The 16,952-nt window shown below is 36.1% G+C and carries 18 protein-coding genes; 5 read left to right on the top strand and 13 right to left on the bottom strand.

What is annotated here, in order from left to right; translation table 11 throughout:
• The first annotated feature begins 83 nt into the window (after positions 1-83).
• Both EKM64_RS06605 and EKM64_RS06610 read left to right on the top strand, forming a co-directional pair.
• On the top strand, positions 84-2,228 hold the full coding sequence (locus EKM64_RS06605) for an LTA synthase family protein (protein ID WP_125676848.1): 2,145 nt from the start codon (positions 84-86) through the stop codon (positions 2,226-2,228).
• 479 nt (positions 2,229-2,707) lie between these two features.
• Positions 2,708-4,102, top strand: a complete 1,395-nt coding sequence (locus EKM64_RS06610) for an amino acid permease (protein WP_225420975.1) — start codon at positions 2,708-2,710, stop codon at positions 4,100-4,102.
• A gap of 49 nt (positions 4,103-4,151) precedes the next feature.
• On the opposite strand, the gene dagF is transcribed toward EKM64_RS06610, so the two are convergent.
• The 11 genes from dagF to EKM64_RS06665 form a co-directional block, all read right to left on the bottom strand.
• Positions 4,152-4,892, bottom strand: coding sequence for a 2-dehydro-3-deoxy-phosphogluconate aldolase (dagF, locus tag EKM64_RS06615; protein WP_125676852.1), 741 nt, complete (start codon positions 4,890-4,892; stop codon positions 4,152-4,154).
• 19 nt (positions 4,893-4,911) lie between these two features.
• On the bottom strand, positions 4,912-5,568 hold the full coding sequence (locus EKM64_RS06620; RefSeq protein ID WP_125676854.1) for a DUF4310 family protein: 657 nt from the start codon (positions 5,566-5,568) through the stop codon (positions 4,912-4,914).
• A gap of 13 nt (positions 5,569-5,581) precedes the next feature.
• A complete protein-coding gene (locus EKM64_RS06625; RefSeq protein ID WP_125676856.1) occupies positions 5,582-6,361 on the bottom strand; it encodes a DUF4311 domain-containing protein in 780 nt (259 codons plus the stop codon).
• 2 nt (positions 6,362-6,363) lie between these two features.
• Positions 6,364-6,729, bottom strand: coding sequence for a DUF4312 family protein (locus tag EKM64_RS06630; protein WP_125676858.1), 366 nt, complete (start codon positions 6,727-6,729; stop codon positions 6,364-6,366).
• 9 nt (positions 6,730-6,738) lie between these two features.
• On the bottom strand, positions 6,739-7,092 hold the full coding sequence (locus tag EKM64_RS06635; RefSeq protein ID WP_125676860.1) for an SFCGS family glycine-rich protein: 354 nt from the start codon (positions 7,090-7,092) through the stop codon (positions 6,739-6,741).
• Positions 7,093-7,104: 12 nt separating this feature from the next.
• Positions 7,105-7,443 carry a PRD domain-containing protein gene (locus EKM64_RS06640; RefSeq protein WP_125676862.1) on the bottom strand — a complete coding sequence of 113 codons (339 nt, stop codon included), beginning with the start codon at positions 7,441-7,443 and terminating at the stop codon, positions 7,105-7,107.
• Between the two features lie 5 nt (positions 7,444-7,448).
• Positions 7,449-8,549 (bottom strand): DgaE family pyridoxal phosphate-dependent ammonia lyase, encoded by a 1,101-nt coding sequence (locus tag EKM64_RS06645; RefSeq protein ID WP_125676865.1) that lies wholly within the window; start codon positions 8,547-8,549, stop codon positions 7,449-7,451.
• Positions 8,549-9,676 (bottom strand): amidohydrolase/deacetylase family metallohydrolase, encoded by a 1,128-nt coding sequence (locus EKM64_RS06650; RefSeq protein ID WP_125676867.1) that lies wholly within the window; start codon positions 9,674-9,676, stop codon positions 8,549-8,551. Before EKM64_RS06650 ends, EKM64_RS06645 begins: the two co-directional genes overlap by 1 nt.
• Positions 9,677-9,740: 64 nt before the next feature.
• On the bottom strand, positions 9,741-10,445 hold the full coding sequence (locus tag EKM64_RS06655; RefSeq protein ID WP_125676869.1) for a GntR family transcriptional regulator: 705 nt from the start codon (positions 10,443-10,445) through the stop codon (positions 9,741-9,743).
• 198 nt (positions 10,446-10,643) lie between these two features.
• Positions 10,644-12,131: a sensor histidine kinase gene (locus EKM64_RS06660; RefSeq protein WP_125676871.1), complete on the bottom strand. Its 1,488-nt coding sequence runs from the start codon at positions 12,129-12,131 to the stop codon at positions 10,644-10,646.
• Positions 12,132-12,134: 3 nt separating this feature from the next.
• Positions 12,135-12,878 carry a response regulator transcription factor gene (locus EKM64_RS06665; protein ID WP_125676874.1) on the bottom strand — a complete coding sequence of 248 codons (744 nt, stop codon included), beginning with the start codon at positions 12,876-12,878 and terminating at the stop codon, positions 12,135-12,137.
• Between the two features lie 93 nt (positions 12,879-12,971).
• Here EKM64_RS06665 and EKM64_RS06670 point away from each other — a divergent pair, with 93 nt between their 5' ends.
• On the top strand, positions 12,972-13,748 hold the full coding sequence (locus EKM64_RS06670; protein WP_125676876.1) for a Cof-type HAD-IIB family hydrolase: 777 nt from the start codon (positions 12,972-12,974) through the stop codon (positions 13,746-13,748).
• A gap of 61 nt (positions 13,749-13,809) precedes the next feature.
• Here EKM64_RS06670 and EKM64_RS06675 read toward each other — a convergent pair whose 3' ends face one another.
• Complete coding sequence (locus tag EKM64_RS06675) at positions 13,810-14,802, bottom strand: zinc-binding alcohol dehydrogenase family protein (protein WP_125676878.1); 993 nt, start codon at positions 14,800-14,802, stop codon at positions 13,810-13,812.
• Positions 14,803-14,906: 104 nt separating this feature from the next.
• On the bottom strand, positions 14,907-15,578 hold the full coding sequence (locus tag EKM64_RS11545; protein ID WP_225420976.1) for a hypothetical protein: 672 nt from the start codon (positions 15,576-15,578) through the stop codon (positions 14,907-14,909).
• Positions 15,579-15,855: 277 nt separating this feature from the next.
• Here EKM64_RS11545 and EKM64_RS06685 point away from each other — a divergent pair, with 277 nt between their 5' ends.
• Both EKM64_RS06685 and EKM64_RS06690 read left to right on the top strand, forming a co-directional pair.
• On the top strand, positions 15,856-16,404 hold the full coding sequence (locus EKM64_RS06685; protein WP_125676880.1) for an NADPH-dependent FMN reductase: 549 nt from the start codon (positions 15,856-15,858) through the stop codon (positions 16,402-16,404).
• 215 nt (positions 16,405-16,619) lie between these two features.
• Positions 16,620-16,871 carry a hypothetical protein gene (locus tag EKM64_RS06690; RefSeq protein ID WP_125676882.1) on the top strand — a complete coding sequence of 84 codons (252 nt, stop codon included), beginning with the start codon at positions 16,620-16,622 and terminating at the stop codon, positions 16,869-16,871.
• Positions 16,872-16,952 lie beyond the last annotated feature (81 nt).

A 16,952-nucleotide genomic window follows, 5' to 3' on the forward strand; every position in this document is an offset into this window, starting at 1 on the left:
TCACTCAATACGTATTATACTAGCAATTAAGCAATTTATTTAGAAGTAATTATAAGGAATTTTAATAAATAAGGGTTTTTTAAATGAATAAAATCAAAAATTTTTTAAATAAGCGATTAGGGTTCATGACCTTACTGATCATTTTTATCTGGATCAAAACTGTCATTGCCTATTATATCGACTTTTCTCTTGGTGCCACTGATCCACTTCAGCATCTCATTATGATAATTAATCCCATTGCTACGGCGGTGATTTTACTAAGCATAGCGTTATACATCAATAAAACGCTCATATCGTATATCGTTATGGGAGTAGTGTATATACTAGAGACAATTTTACTATATGCAAATATTCTCTATTATCGAGAATTCAGTGATTTCATTTCTTTCAATACTATTATGGGGGTTTCTAAGGTCTCTAAAGGACTGGGGAATAGTGCCATGAACTCAGCCTCTCCTCATGATTTTATTTACTGGATAGATTTCATCGTTATAGCATTACTATTCATTTCTCATTTTATAAAAATAGATAAGCGTCCTATTAGAAAATTAACTGCGGCCGCAACGACTGTTTTAGGAGTAATGTTGTTCTCGCTCAATTTAATGCTAGCCGAAAGTAATCGTCCTCAACTATTAGGTCGTACTTTTGATCGTGCGTATATTGTTAAATATCTCGGTTTTAACTCATTCTTAGCTTACGATTCAATCAAGACAGCTCAGAACAATCAGGTCCGTTCTTCTGCCGTTGGAACCGATATGGATACGGTATTGCAATATACCAACAACAATTATGCAGCACCTAATCCTGTTTACTTTGGAAAAGCTAAGGGTAAAAATATTATCATTATCCACTTGGAGAGTTTCCAACAATTCTTGATCAATATGAAAGTCAATGGTCAAGAGGTTACCCCATTTTTGAATAGTCTCTATTCCGACAAAAACACCATGTCGTTTGATAATTTCTACCATGAAGTCGGACAAGGTAAAACCAGCGATGCTGAAACTATGCTTGAAACTGGACTCTTTGGTACCTCTGAAGGCTCATTTTTCCAATCACTTGGTGGCGACAATACCTTGCAGTCTGCCCCTGCGATTCTTAGTCAAAAAGAGGGCTATACGAGTGCTGTTTTCCATGGTAATGTTGGTAGTTTCTGGAACCGTGATAACGTTTACAAGAATATGGGATATAATTATTTCTTTGACGAATCTTATTACAATCAAACTGATAATTCCAACACAGGGTATGGTATGAAGGATAAGTTAATGATGTCCGAAAGTGTTAAATATTTGGAACAGTTACAACAACCTTTTTATGCTAAATACATTACCGTCACAAACCACTATCCATTTGAATTATCTGATGAGGATAATGATGGTTTTGTTAAGCCAGATACTAATGCGGATACTGTTAACAATTACTTTTTAACCGCACATTATTTGGACAATTCGATTAAAGAGTTCTTTAACTATCTAAAAGATAGTGGCCTGTATGATAATTCAATGATCGTCTTATATGGTGATCACTATGGTATCTCTGATGATAAGAATCCTGATTTGGCACCATTGTTAGGTTACGATGCTGACAGTTGGAATGACTTCAATAATTCTCAACTACAGCGTGTACCCTTCATGATCCATATGAAAGGACTTAAAGGTGGAATCAATCATACTTATGGTGGCGAAATTGACGTCTTACCTACTATCATGCATTTGGCCGGTATCGATACTCAAAATTATGTTCAAGTGGGCTCTGATCTATTATCGAAGCAGCATAAGTCTTTAGTTGCCTTTAGAAATAAGACTTTCGTTACAACTAAATATACGGTCCTAAAGGGAAATAATGGCAAACCTGAAGTTTACAACAATAAGACCGGTGAATTAATCGACTTAAACAACGATCCTAAACTAAAAGAACAAGTTAAGAAATGGCAACAAGAGGTTAATCAAAAACTCAAGATATCCGATGTAACAAACAATAAAAATCTACTCAGATTTTATACTCCAACCGGATTTACACCTGTTGATCCAAAAAATTACAGTTATCAAGATGAGATCCAACAATTGATCAAGACTAGAAATAAATTAGGTTTGAAATCAACTAGTGTCTACTCAAAAAATGGTAACCAGTCAACTACCCCACTCTACAATACCGATGCACCAGAAATTGGTGATGATCGAACTAATATTGACAGTTGGGCAAGCATCTTAAAAGATGACGCTAATAACTAATCCTTTAGAAGTTGAAAATTCTAAGAGATTTTTCATTAGATAAAATTAGTTATATTATTACAATTGCAACTGTTCCAAGCATTATATATTGCAAGATCAACATTCTATAATTAAATTATTCTAATTTTACTTGACATCTTTTTTAATAATGACTATATTAAGTAGCAACAAGAAAAGTTCAAACAATAAGATTCGGAAAGTAGTTTCGATTAAGTGAAAAAGAGAGTTGCCGTTTGGTGTGAGGCAATCACTTATGAAAAATGAAAATGGCCGATGATTGGTTAGTATGATCATTACGAGAATATTAAACGGTTTGGTCCACGTTACTCGGACACACCTTTATTTTTAAATGAAGGTTGTTAAGGCTTATTTGGGCAACCAAATAAACAAACCGGAATGGTAACGTGCTAGAGCACTTCTGTATTATGCAGGAGTGCTCTTTTTTATTGTTTGGCTTTAGAAAAAGAGGCTTGATAATATTGTTAAGTAAAACTAGTGAAATTGAAATAAATGCAGATGGCACAAGACGTGGCCTATCTAATTTAGCTGTACAAATGATTGCTTTCGGAGGATCGATCGGAACAGGGTTATTCCTTGGTGCTGGTAGTACGATCCATAAGACCGGACCTTCAATCATGTTGATATACCTGGTAATTGGTGTATTCTTCTTCTTCATGATGAGAGCCATTGGCGAAATGATGTACTCTGACCCAGAACAACATACTTTCGTATCATTCATAGGGAAATATATTAATCCTCGTTTTGGATATTTTGCGGCTTGGAGTTATTGGGCTGAGTTGATACTTGCTGGAATGGCTGAACTTACTGCTATCTCAACTTACATCAAATACTGGCTACCTGGTACGCCTGCTTGGCTCGTTCAACTTGTTTTCTTAGCGGTATTAACAGTTGTTAACCTTTCAATGGTCCGTTCCTTTGGTAGGTCCGAAACCTTTTTATCCGGTATTAAAATCGTTGCCATTTTAGTTTTGATTATTGTTGGTATCTATATGATCGCCACTCATCACGAAAATCCCGCTGGAACACACGCCTCTTTAACTAACTTAACTGACGGATTTACAATGTTTCCTAATGGTTTTCATTCATTCATAAATGCCTTTCCAATGGTTTTCTTTGCCTTTCAAGGAATGGAATTTGTTGGAATTACAACAGCTGAAACTAAACAACCCTTAAAAGTTTTGCCACACGCTGTAAATCAAATTATCGGTAGAATCCTTCTATTTTATATTGGAGCCCTATTTATTATCATGACTATCACCCCTTGGAGATCTCTTAGCCAATCACAAAGTCCTTTCGTACAAATATTTGAATTGGCCGGATTACCTGCAGCCTCACAAATCATCAATTTAGTTGTCATTGCTGCTGCTTGTTCAACATTAAATAGTGCCATTTTTTCAACTGGACGACATTTATATCAATTAGCTCAAGAATCAACTGGTAAAGCCCTGAAACCCTTTGAAAAAGTTTCAAAGAGTGGTATTCCTTATGGCAGTGTTCTTTTCTCAGCCGGCATGATGATTCTTGCTCCAATTATCAGTTCATTCAATGGTCTTGGTGCTGCCTTTACGTTTATCGCATCTATCTCAAGTGATATTTACATCTTAGTTTGTATATTGACCATGGTGGCACATTGGAAATATCGTCATTCAGAAGACTTTCTCGAAAAGGGCTTCAAGATGCCTCATTACCAATGGACTAACCCATTAACAATCGCTCTATTCGTTGGTATTTTTGTAACCCTATTCTTCAATAAAGAAACCTTACTACCAGCTGTTGGAGCTTTGATCTGGCTAGTTGGTTTCAATATCATTCTTACTATATCGAACAGAAATAAAATAGTCCTAGATGAATAAAAAAAAGCCTGATTCAGAATTTTATCCGAATCAGGCTTTTAATCTGAAATTATTTAACTAATCTTTCAACAATTTCAAATAATGTTTGAACATCTTGTGGACGTGTATCATTGGTTCCCTTATCAATAATTGAACTGTAAATATGAGGAATAATTTTCTTAACCCCAGCATCTAAAGCAATTTGAAGAATTTCTTCAAAGTTTTCTAAATCTATTCCACCAGTTGGTTCGAGTGAAAAGTCATTATCTGCACAAGCTTTAGCAACGACTTTAAATTCATCAACACATTTTAAACCTTTCATAGGGAAGAACTTAATTGAACTACCTCCCATATCTTTAAGCATAGCAATAGCTGTTTCAATCGGAACATTTCCAGCTAATTCTTGGCTGCTTGAAGGACCAGTAGCAACGTTAACGTAACCTAATTTACCAGTGGGCGAAACCAGTCCATTGATAAATGTTTCTGTTTGTCCTAATAATGCACGACTAGTACCAACACCCGTAAATACCTGATTGATATGTTGTGGTTGTAATTCAGCAGAAATACGACTTGCCATCTGACTTTGTTTAGGGTCACCCGCACCCAACCCAACAGATAAAGCATTGTCTGTTTCTGCTTGGTAACGTTTCATATCTTCAATGGCTGCTTCATCAGAATCATAATTTTTTGATAAAACTCCTAAAACAACATGATGACTTGCTGCTTCATAACAGTCTTTGGCGTTTTGAACTGAATTTGCTAAAACATTTAAACAAACACGATCCTTATAAAAATTTGGTTGATATGACATAATTTTCACCTCAAGTTTTTTATTTTAATGATATTGGGAAGAAGGCTCCAAGAACCATGGCTCCTAAAATAGCTCCACCGGCAATTGGCTTTTTCCAAAGATAAAAGATGACGGCACCAATAATTGAACCAATACCAATTGGAATTGAAGCTGTGGCAGCACTGATCAAGATCAATGGGCCAAGAAAACGTCCAGATGAGTTACCTGCACCCATCATAACGTCAGCTCCAAAACTAGCTTGTGATTGATTAATAGTATATTTACGAACTAATGTTATGATCCCACCAATTGCGATCCCCAGAACTAACCCAGTAGCAATCGCAAATGAAAAATTAGTTATTGGTGCTTTCCAGCCGACACTCAACATAATGGCCGGTATACCAATACCAACACCCGTCAGGATCGAACCACCAAGGTCCAAAATACCAACCAATGAACCTTCCAAAATTCTAGCAAATAAGAAACTAGCACCAAAGGCAGCGGCGGCACCATAAGAACCACCATCCATACCGGCCTTCAACATGGCTACGATAGCCACTTCATTAAAGGCTCCTACTCCATATTGATAATACATATGTGTTCCGGCAAACACCCCAGCTGACATCAATCCGACAAGAATCGGAAAGGACCATTCGGAGTACCAGAAACTCTTCTTATCTATTTCCATTGATTCCATTTAATTTACTCTCCTATTTCACATTAAATAATCCGTGCAAACTGTCTAACCAATTTGGTACTGGTAACTTGAAACTTTCGATCATTTGAACATCAAATCCTCTAAAGAAAGCACTAAGAACAAATAGCACAATGATTACTGTAAACATGATCTTTGTAAGTCTTATCCAGCCTAATTCGTCGACACCTTTACCAATCAAAATACCAAGAACAACACCAGGAACAGCATTCCCCATGATCATGGCTGATAAACCACCAAAAACGGTTGCCCAGAGACCACTTCGTTTACCAGCATCAATAGCCGCCAACCAGAAAATGATCGGCATAACAATATTGATCAGCAATTCAGCAGCTGGCACCAAAACTTTGACAGCTGTTATTTGTAATGACTTAGGAATTGCTGAAGCAGTGGTATTTAAGAAAACAACAACTACGATACCGATAAGAGCACTAGTAAAAGCCATCTTCTTAGGATCATGCATTGTTTCTTCAATTTTTTTATTACGTACCAATAATGCCGATGCAGCCCAATTAGGAATTACACGATGAGTAATATCCTGCGTAAAGGCACCAGCACCAACAGTTGATGCCCAAGCATTAAAGAAGAAACCCAGTCCAAATGAAAAATGTGATGCGGGATCTCCCTCACAAGCATTCATTTCTCCAAGTGTCCTAAAAGCACCTAAAGCTTGCACATTTGGTGCATTAAACATTCTGGCGGCTCCCATTCCGGCGGCAAAACCTACCAGACCACCAATTAAAATCGACTTCAATAAAATTAATACAAACGTCATCTTTAATCCTCCCTTTGCCGACTCCAAAATCTTGGTAACTGTAATCCATTCGGATCAGTCACTTGGTTCTCGATAAATTTAATTTCATTTAAATCCAAATATTTTATTTCTGTCGTTACCCTCAAAGATACTTGATACATTTCACGTTTTCTTGGCAAAAAGAAAAATAGAAAATGTTCGATATATTCATTAACCTTAGCCTCTTTTATTTCCACAGAAACTGGTGTTATCTGAATTGTCAGATCAATATCTTGACTGATTGTCTTAGATACTTTGGCGAGCGCGTCGGCCACGGCCTCTTTTTTACTGCCGCCATTACCTGCCACTACCAAAATTTTCTCTACAATCTTTTGGGAATCTTTTTTCATTACTGACCCCTAACCATTAATACGCTTGTATGCTTCAACCAGTTTTTGACCAAGTTCTTCAGTATCCATAAAGCCAAATCCCAAGGCCTGAATACCATCTTCAATAGCAGTTACACCTTCTTGAACTGATCTCATGCTGTGACGTTCTGTATATCCATATTTATTTTTTGCTGTAATTGCACCAGCACCACCACTACCACAAAAAGAAATTCCAATATCAGCTTTTTCCTGATTCATTACATCGCCTAAGCGCATATCTGCACCCATACCTGGAACCACAACGGCGACTCCCCCAGCCTTTTCTACACCAGCAGCCACGTGTTGGCCTTTGCCCATTCGATCTGCTATTACAACTTTTGTCATTAATTTATCCTCCTAATTTTTTGCCACTTCAAAGTGAACGGCTAAAATATATTTTTCTTGTTCATTCAAATTACCGATTCTTTTAGCAACTCGATCAGCAGCATCCAAGCTGTCCTGTGACAGGCTATGAAACATTTCGATATCAACTTCTTCTAGAGTTTCTCCAGTTTCAGAACGGTTGACCATTTCAGCCAAATGATTAGTTAAAACTTCAACTTGTGTTTCATCAGGACTAGCATCAATAACTTCCATTTCTTTTAATGCCTGATCTAAAATCTGTTGAACTTTTTCAGAATAGGGACTGTCATTAATTATTCTTTTGGTATTTTCACTAACTGGTATCAGTTTCATTGTTCTTACCTCATAATCTTTGTTATTTTTTCAACGATTATCTTCATTTCTTGTTCATGTACGGCTCTGACATCAAATTCAATGATTCCCATATTTGCCCGATATTCACGTGTATAAATGGCTGGACTATCAACTTTCATCTTGGCAATCAATTCTTTGGCATCGATTGGAGAATTTTTATCCACCGTTACGCTGGCGCGATAAATATCTCTACCAGCTGAATCTTGAGTGATTTTGGCAGAAAGATTACTGATATTATTAAGTTCTTCAACAAAGGGTGTTAATCTAGTTATCATTGAATCACCCTTCTCAGGACCGTAATCAATATAATCTTCAATCGCCTTGGTCAATCCTAAGATGTTATCTTTGCCTACCTTCATAGCCCGACCGAGACCCTTAGATTGCATTCTGATCCATCCAATATATGGCTTTTTACCTAGAACTAAACACGATGAAGGGCCCGAAAATGCTTTAGCACCACTATAAATCACAATATCCACACCCATATTGATGTATGTATATAGATCTTCTTCCGCGGCGGCGTCAAGTATCAAAGGAAGGTTGTTATCATGTGCAACATCAAGTGCCTCTTTGATCGTCAACATACTCTTCTGCACTGCATGGTGACTCTTAACATAGAGAATTGAGCTCGTTTGTGGAGTAATCATCATCTCTAAATGTTCGGCTGAGCACATATTGGCGTATCCAGCCTCGATCATTTTTCCTCCACCAAGTTCGATCATGACTTCCTCTGGAGCACCATAGTCGACATTTTGACCTTTAGGGATAATCACTTCTCGGTCCGTATATTTTTCACTGAACGGGTGATAAACGTGATACATGCTTCCCTTACCAATGATTCCGGCAATACTCTCAGCAATTGCGGCTGAAGCAGATGGGAGAATGACTCCATCTTCTGAACCGATCAATTTAGCAAGGTGTTGACCAGTCTTTAAAACAAGATCACTCATTTCAAAGAAATGTTGTCCTCCAAATCTTTGGGCTTCTAAAACTGAATCAGAAACTTTTGAAACACCAAGGATAGTCATTTTTCCACTGGCATTTATTACTTGCTTTAAATCATATTTTTCGTAAATATCACTCATTAAAATTCCTCCAAATTCGTTTCATAGACCTCACCGGCGACGACTGCAAAATGTGGTACTACTGTCATATCAGTCATTCGTTCATTACCGTTAGAGTCAGTCAAAACTTTAGATTTATTTTCAACGTCAAAAATTGTTAAATCTCCGTCAAATCCAGTTTTAAGCTGTCCTTTATTCTTTAAATGAAAATTATCGGCTGGATTTATCGTTATCATTGGTAAAATTTCTCCCAATGTATAGCCAAGATAGAGCATCTTATCCACACAAGTTGCCAAATTATACACTGGACCATTTTCACGATTACGATGATACAGATCACTACTGATGGATTTCGGTCTAAGCCCCATACTACGTGCCTCTTGAGCTACATCAAAATTAAAACTGTCAGTACCATGACCGATATCAAAAATAATTCCTCGATTATATCCTTCAATAGCAAAGTCCTTGATCTGATGGAGATCCAGATTCATGATCCCGTTTGGCTTACCGTTATAACAGTGTGTCATGATATCTCCAGGACTCATTAACGACATGATGTCGCTTAATTCGGGAGGATTAGTTCCAATATGAACCATCAATGGCAGATCGTTGTTTAACTTTTGAATCTCTTTAGCCCGTTCTAAGGGATGAATTCCATTGCCAGATACAACGGACTTGCTCATTCGTGCCTTAATACCAACTACAAAAGTTGGATATTTCTCAATCATATTTCTAACTAAGTTATTATCGATCTTAGTCATATCACCAAGCTCATCTTGGGCAACAATACCTGTTTCAGAGATGTTACACATTGCATAAACATTGGTTCTGACATTTTTACTCAATTCATAAAAATCAGGTAAGTTGTCATATCCAGTTGATCCCGCGTCGACCACCGTTGTAACGCCAGCATCGACCCCATCTGAATCTGGTTTATCATAATATAAAGTTAGTTTTTCGTAACAATGAACGTGGTCATCGATCCAACCAGCGCTAACGTAATACTTTGAATGAAGGTCAAAAACCTTTTTGGCTTCAACATTGCCAGCAATCTTGGATGTAACTTCAACGATCTTGCCTTGATCAATTAATACTTCTATCGACTGACCAGTGATAGTTTTTCCATTTTTCACATATAAATCGACCATGATATCCTCCTATTTATTATTCGAATAGATAATAACATTATAATGTTTATATGTAAAACGCTTTCTAAATCTCATATTTGATTTTATATGGATTTAGAGACGTTAGGTAAATAGCTTCCGAATACTCAATCATTTTCCCAAGATGGTTATATGATTTTCTGATTCTTCTAATACCTATATCTTCGGTGGTTTGGAGTTGCTTTTGTTCCTCAGCGTTTAATTTATAAGCAAAAAATTCATCGTCAAAATTATTGACCATCTCACCGACTTCCTTAATAACTTGATAAAGTGATACCTTTTCTAACTCATATTTCATTTTTTCAGTTAACTTGAAGGGCAAATAATGGTGCAACAAAATATACGGTTTATCATTGAGATCATATATTTTGCTGATACGTGAAATATGCCCTGTTAATTTATTCAAGTCAAATTGCACTGGACTATCTTTAGGAAGGACCTCATCGATCGACATAATTTTCTTCTCTAATTGGCTACCTTCATGTTCCAAAATACTGCTGAAAGATTGGGCCTTTGACAGACGATTAAATAAGCGATTACTAATAACCGTTGTACCCTTACCACTTTGTTTCTCAACATATCCTTCACTAACTAATACTTTTATAGCGTTACGAACGGTAATTTTACTAACATCATAAATTTTTTCAAGTTCAGTTTCAGTTGGTAAGAAATCCCCAACATCATATTCACCGGATAAAATTTTTCTCTTCAAATCATCGGCAACTTGTTGATACAAAATAATTCTTTCCATAAATTTTCTCCATTAGTTAATACTTCTGTAATGATTATATTATCATAATCATTAATTTGGTTGTTAATAATTAGATAAAATAAAAAATAGTTCTATGTATACAATCAAGCTGCATACATAGAACTATCAATAGTTTACCCGAATTTAGCAAATGATCTTGCGTAATGGAATCAGTTGTGCAATTCAAATTGCTCAAAATTACTTATCGTTAGAAGTATGTTCATAACCATCATCAAAGAAAGTAACCGTAAAGGTAGTTCCCTTGTCCAGTTTACTATTAACATTGATCTCGCCACCGTGATTTTCGATCAATTGATGCACAATCGACAATCCCAAACCAGACTCACCATATTTACGATTCTTACGCGATGGGTCGGCTTTGTAATAACGATCCCAAATGTTTTTAACCTGATCTTCAGACATACCAATACCAGTATCCTCGATGGTAAAAATTGAAGCATGTTTATCATCAGCACGATAACCAGTAACGACAACTTCACCATCATTGGTAAATTGAATGGAGTTTTGCATAATATTGAACATAACTTGAACAAACCGATCGTAATCAGCATAAGTCATCAATTGATCTTCTGGAGTTTCCAGGATCAATTTATCATTAGATTCTTCAGCTTTTTTCTTGAGTTGTGACGTTATATCTCTTAATGGAATATTAGCATCAAATTCTCTTCTAGCTAAAGTGATTTGATTGGTTCTGATCTTTTCATAATCAAGATTTTCATTGACCAAGCGGATCAAGCGATTAGTTTCATTTCGCATTAATTCAATACTTTGACCTTTAGATTCTTCAGGAATAGCATCATATGCCAAACCTTCAAGTAACCCGTTTATAGTTGTCAAAGGTGTCCTCATTTCGTGCGATGCATCAGCCATAAATTCCTTACGACGTTGTTCTTGGCGTTTGATTTCTTTATCTGAAGCTTCTAGAGATTTGACCATCTTATTAAAGTCATTAGCCAAATCATCTAATTCATCACGATCCTTACTTTCGATTTGAACTGAGAAGTCGTTATTGGCAACTCTTCTCGTCGCACCACGCAATCTATTGATCCGGTTAACTTGATAACGGGATAATAAGAAACTCAAAATTATTGCCGCTAATAAAGAAATCAACAAAGCAAAGTATAATCGACTGTTGATCTCACCAATATTGGTCTGCAATTCACTAACATCAGAACCCGCCCATACAGCAGCAACTAATTTACCATTCTGGAACCACGGTGTCAGTACATAAACATAGCTGATGTCACCTTTCTTGCTTAGCTGCGGATTTCCCTCAGTACCTTCTGGTTTCTGAATATTACGGATCGTCTTACCCTGTTTTAGCTTATTCCAATATGACTTCTTCAAATGTAATTTCACATTATTAGGATGAGCTGGATAAACTTGATTATTCTTATAATCAAACACAGCAAATTGAACATTCCGGTCTGACAAAACTTGCTCGACCGTACGAATGTTATCACCAGTAATATTGTGGATCTCACCTGTATCGGGATCTGTTTTAAGTGCTATTTTTTCCAAATTTCCTGCGTAACTTTCCAAGCTCTTATAAGTCCGGTTATATTCCCAAGTCGTTGAAGTACTAGTAACTGAATAGAGAATAATCCCAAGAGTCGTCAAAATAACTATCAAGAAACTCAACATATTTTGATAAATTAATTTCATATTCTAATCAGCCTTGACTCCTGAATCATCAAATTTATATCCAACACCCCAAACAGTTTCAATAACTTGAGGTCCAACTTTTTCAATTTTTTGACGTAATTTCTTAATGTGAGCGTCAACGGTACGTTCCTCACCAAAATAATCATAATCCCAAACTTGTTCCAAAAGTTGTTCTCGTGAGAAAACTTGTTTAGGTTTACTTGAAAGGGTCTTCAATAGGTCAAATTCCTTTGGTGTCAGATCAGGGATCTCTTTGCCACCTAGGAAGGCTTCACGTGTATTGGAATTTAACTTGAAGTAACCCGTATTGATATCAAATCCTTCAGTATTTTCTTCAACAGGTTTTTCGCTACTGGTTTTAGCAACTTCTTCAGCGATATTTTCATTTCTTCTATGTATAGCCTTCATTCTAGCAATCAAAGTTATCGGACTGAATGGCTTAGTAACATAATCATCGGCACCAAATTCCAATCCCAAGACTTGATCACTTTCGGTGTCACGTGCTGTTAACATAATAATCGGAACGGTTTTTGAAACTTTACGTATCTCTTTAGCAACTTCCATTCCATCTTTGCCCGGTAAATTGAGATCCAAAGTGATCATATCCCATTCATTGGCAGATTCATTAAACATATCAACCGCTTCATTTCCATCGTAAGCAAAACTAGCATCCCAATTCTCTTTTTGGAAAAACATACTCATCATTTCGGAAACAGATTTATTATCTTCTATCATTAATATTTTCATTTATATTCCACTCCATATAGTTAGCACTACCTCAAACGGTCAAAACTTGTTACTATTAGTAAGTAAACAAAATTAATTGAGGTTGGTGATTTTTTGAATAAGAACTATCAAGGCACAGTATTTTTTGATCTTGACGGCACTTTATTAAATGAACACTCGCAAGTTGATCCTGATGTAGCAGACGCAATTCATCAACTACGCGAAAATAACTATCTTCCAGTTATCTGTACAGGACGTGCACCTGACGAGATAGTTGACATAGCTAGTGCAACTGGTATTGATACTAATATTACTTTAAATGGTGCGCTTGTCCAATCAGAACAAGAAATTATTTATGAAAATATTCTTGAACCTGAATTGATCGAACAAGTTATTGATACTGCAACTGACTTTGGTGATGTAGTCGGTATGCACTCATATACTACAACAATGATCAATCGAAGATCTGAGGTAGTTGAGGATTTCTATGATATGGTACATATTCCCTTACCAAAAGTAGATGCAGACTTTTACAAGAAAGTAAAAGTTCCAATGATCGTCGTGGTCTCACCAGAAAAAGAAGACCGCTATCAAATTCAATATCCATCACTAAAATTCTATAAGACTGGTACCTACTCAATTGATGTTGTAAAAAAAGGTATCACCAAAATGAGCGGCATTCAAAATCTTATTAAGAATATGGAATTGACTGACAAACCTGTCTATGCTTTTGGAGATGGTCCAAACGACTTAGAAATGATTCAATCAGCCGATTACAGCATTGCTATGGCAAACGGAACTGATGAAATCAAAAATTCCTCCAGCTATGTAACTTCCGCCAATGTTGACGGCGGAATCAGAAATGGTCTCAAACATTATAACTTAATTTAACTCAGAAAAGGATTCGTTATTTACGCTTGAGTAAATTACGAATCCTTTTTTAGCGTAGGAACTAGGCAATAACAACTACCTTTCCCTTCATATGTCCTGCTTCTACTATTTTGGTTGCTTCTTTTAGAGATTTTAAATTGAATCCTTTGATAACCTTAGTTGTGGTCGATTTAACGACCCCTGAATCAAGATCTTTTGATAATTGTTTTAAGTATTGTCCTTGTGAAAACATTGAATCTAAATTATAAAACGACTTGGTAAACATCCATTCCCAGTTAAAATTAACTGACTTATTCTTCAAATCTGAAGCATTTGATTCCCGTAAATTAGTTATCGTAGCAAAAGTTCCAAATGGTTTGATCAATTCAACGATTTCTGCCCAATGTGGATCATTATCACTTAATCCTAAGATGTAATCGACATTTTTTATATTCACATCATGCAATTGCTTGACTAAATCTTGATGGTGGTCAATAACTAGGTCTGCACCCAATCCTTTTATCCAATCCACCTTGGTACCAGTAGCAGTAGCAATAACTCTCAGACCGGCCAAATGGGCCAATTGGACGGCAATCGACCCAACTCCTCCGGCACCATTAATAATTAAAACAGTTTTGCTAGAATTATCTACATTTGGATCAATATTTAATCTCTCATATAACAATTCACTGGCCGTCAAAGTTATTAAGGGCATTGAAACACTATCTTCAATAGATAACTTTTTAGGTGCTAAAGCAACTAATCTTTGATCGATCAATTCATATTCTTGGTAACTGCCCTCACGTGAATAATCACCAGCAAAGAAAACAGTTTCGCCAATTTCAAATTTATCAACCTCAGGGCCTTTTTTAACGATTTCACCATAGCCGTCGAATCCGACCACTTTAGGATCAGTCAATTGGTCCTTGATATTCTTTCGGGTGGCAACATCTACTGGATTAATGGAAACACCAGCGATCTTAACTAAAATATCTTGTCCTTTAGGTTCAGGGACATCTCTAATTATCTCGGTCAAACTATCTAAATCACTATTTACAAATCCATATGTTTTCATTCAGCAACACGCCCTTTCGTTGTCATTTTACAACAAATATCGCTAGTTACCAAAAAAGACCAAGGAAAGTAATTTCCCCTGATCTCTTTGATGTGATTATTATTTTAAACAATTTCAACTGTTGCACTAGTGATCCCATATGATGGAATCATGTTATTTGGCATAGCGACATCGATCTGGTAAGGATTCGATGCTGCAAATGTTCCTGTATCATTAACAGTTCGATACCAGACATCCCCTTGTGCAGTTGTAATTTTCAAACGTGAACCGCGTGGAATAACTCCCAAGTTAGTTGCCACACCGCCGTAACCCATATTTGATCCTAAAACAGCTGGATCATAGAAACTAATTTTAAAAGTTCCAACATTGTGAGTCGTTTGAGCTGGTTGAGTTGTTTGTTCTGGTGCCTGTGTTGCCGCTTGTGTAACCTGCTGTTCAGCTGGTTGTTTTGCATTTGTTTCTACTTGATTCACTACTGGTACTGCCTTTGGCTCTGGTGTAAGATCGACATCTTTCATATGATGGTCTTTCTCACTGTACTTAATACCAGGAATAAATTCTTTATTACCTGGTAAAGAGATCTTCTCATTTAGTTTTTTAGCATTTTCTGCATTATCAGTTAAACCTGACAATGTGCCATTAAAATCCCCTACATTACTTGCTGCCGGATCACTACTGCTTTGAGTTGCGGCATATGCAGTAACTGTATATCCTGTACCCACCATTAGCATTAATCCTGCTACAAATAATGCTTTAATTTTAGTTTGCTTAATCAACTAATCCTCCCGGTTTTTTCTTAATCACCAGAAGATACTATACAAGATGAATATTTCAAACATATTACGCTAAGAATAAAAGATTTCGAGGAAAGGTCAATTCTGTAACATTTATGTAACATATATCAAAAATACAATATTTAATTCGGAGTTAATGACATTTTGAACTATTGACTAAAATTTGTAGACAAATTTGATATTTTACGAGAACAATAATTTGTTCAATAATTTTATTTATGCTAAGTTTGATATATAGAATGAAATGGAGGAATTTAGTATGTCAAAGAAAATTGCTGTTATCGTTGGTAGTTTACGTAAGGGATCATTTTCGCGTCAAATTGCTAATAACTTGGTAGGACTATTCCCAAGTGATTATGAACCAGAATTTGTTGAAATTGGCAACTTGCCACTCTATAACGAGGATATTGATACACCAGAAAATGTACCTGCTGAATATACAGAATTCAGAAATAAATTGAAGGATGTTAGTGGTGTATTGTTCGTAACACCTGAATATAATCGTTCAGTTCCTGGTGCTTTGAAGAATGCTATCGATGTTGGTTCACGTCCATATGGTGCAAATATGTGGGATGGTAAGCCAGCCGCTATCGTCAGCGTTTCACCTGGTGCTATTAGTGGATTTGGTTCAAACCACCACCTACGTCAATCATTGGTATTCTTAAATATGCCAACATTGCAACAGCCAGAAGCATATATTGGTAACGTTACAAATATCTTGGACGAGAACGGAAAAGTTTCTGATAAGACTATTGGATTCCTACAAAGCATTATTGATGCATATGTTGATTTGCTAAACCGTTATTAATAAACAAAAACGTCTCCTACGAGGCGTTTTTTATTTGCATATGTATACATTAATAATGTTATATTACATTTTATCAACAGTTTACTCTGTTTCCTTGTAACGAGTAAAAAATATGATAATTTAAATATATTGCAAATTCCATGTTGATTTTCGAAAAAAGGTCACACTTTTATGGTAAAACAACATGTATAGAAGATGGAGGCAATGTTGGTTGTATGGTAACTATTGGAAAATATTTGAGAACAAAAAGATTCTTTAAAGAAATGACCTTACAACAGGTAGTTTATGCTGCTAAACATGATTATAATTTATCAACATCAACTTCTGTTCTAAGCGCACTAGAAACAAACAAAACTCGCACGATGGACGGAGCATTATTATTTGTCCTAGCCGACTTATATGATATTAATCTAAATGAACTTCGATCAGTTATTCTTGAGGGTAAAAAAGAACAAGACTTAAATTAGTCTTTGTAATGAACCCCTTGCATTGGAGAAATCCAAGCAAGGGGTTTTTATTATGCCAAAGTATTCTGTTGAAACTAAAAT

Source organism: Companilactobacillus keshanensis, assembly GCF_003946205.1.
GTDB classification, from domain to species: Bacteria; Bacillota; Bacilli; order Lactobacillales; family Lactobacillaceae; genus Companilactobacillus; species Companilactobacillus keshanensis.

Coding starts and splice junctions, on each gene's coding strand:
- EKM64_RS06665 (WP_125676874.1), bottom strand. CDS start 12,878: ATGAAAATATTAATGATAGAAGATAATAAATCTGTTTCCGAAATGATG.
- EKM64_RS06690 (WP_125676882.1), top strand. CDS start 16,620: ATGGTAACTATTGGAAAATATTTGAGAACAAAAAGATTCTTTAAAGAA.
- EKM64_RS06640 (WP_125676862.1), bottom strand. CDS start 7,443: ATGAAACTGATACCAGTTAGTGAAAATACCAAAAGAATAATTAATGAC.
- EKM64_RS06655 (WP_125676869.1), bottom strand. CDS start 10,445: ATGGAAAGAATTATTTTGTATCAACAAGTTGCCGATGATTTGAAGAGA.
- EKM64_RS06625 (WP_125676856.1), bottom strand. CDS start 6,361: ATGACGTTTGTATTAATTTTATTGAAGTCGATTTTAATTGGTGGTCTG.
- EKM64_RS06645 (WP_125676865.1), bottom strand. CDS start 8,549: ATGAGTGATATTTACGAAAAATATGATTTAAAGCAAGTAATAAATGCC.
- EKM64_RS06620 (WP_125676854.1), bottom strand. CDS start 5,568: ATGGAATCAATGGAAATAGATAAGAAGAGTTTCTGGTACTCCGAATGG.
- EKM64_RS06660 (WP_125676871.1), bottom strand. CDS start 12,131: ATGAAATTAATTTATCAAAATATGTTGAGTTTCTTGATAGTTATTTTG.
- EKM64_RS06685 (WP_125676880.1), top strand. CDS start 15,856: ATGTCAAAGAAAATTGCTGTTATCGTTGGTAGTTTACGTAAGGGATCA.
- EKM64_RS06650 (WP_125676867.1), bottom strand. CDS start 9,676: ATGGTCGATTTATATGTGAAAAATGGAAAAACTATCACTGGTCAGTCG.
- EKM64_RS06605 (WP_125676848.1), top strand. CDS start 84: ATGAATAAAATCAAAAATTTTTTAAATAAGCGATTAGGGTTCATGACC.
- EKM64_RS06630 (WP_125676858.1), bottom strand. CDS start 6,729: ATGAAAAAAGATTCCCAAAAGATTGTAGAGAAAATTTTGGTAGTGGCA.
- EKM64_RS06635 (WP_125676860.1), bottom strand. CDS start 7,092: ATGACAAAAGTTGTAATAGCAGATCGAATGGGCAAAGGCCAACACGTG.
- EKM64_RS06675 (WP_125676878.1), bottom strand. CDS start 14,802: ATGAAAACATATGGATTTGTAAATAGTGATTTAGATAGTTTGACCGAG.
- dagF (WP_125676852.1), bottom strand. CDS start 4,892: ATGTCATATCAACCAAATTTTTATAAGGATCGTGTTTGTTTAAATGTT.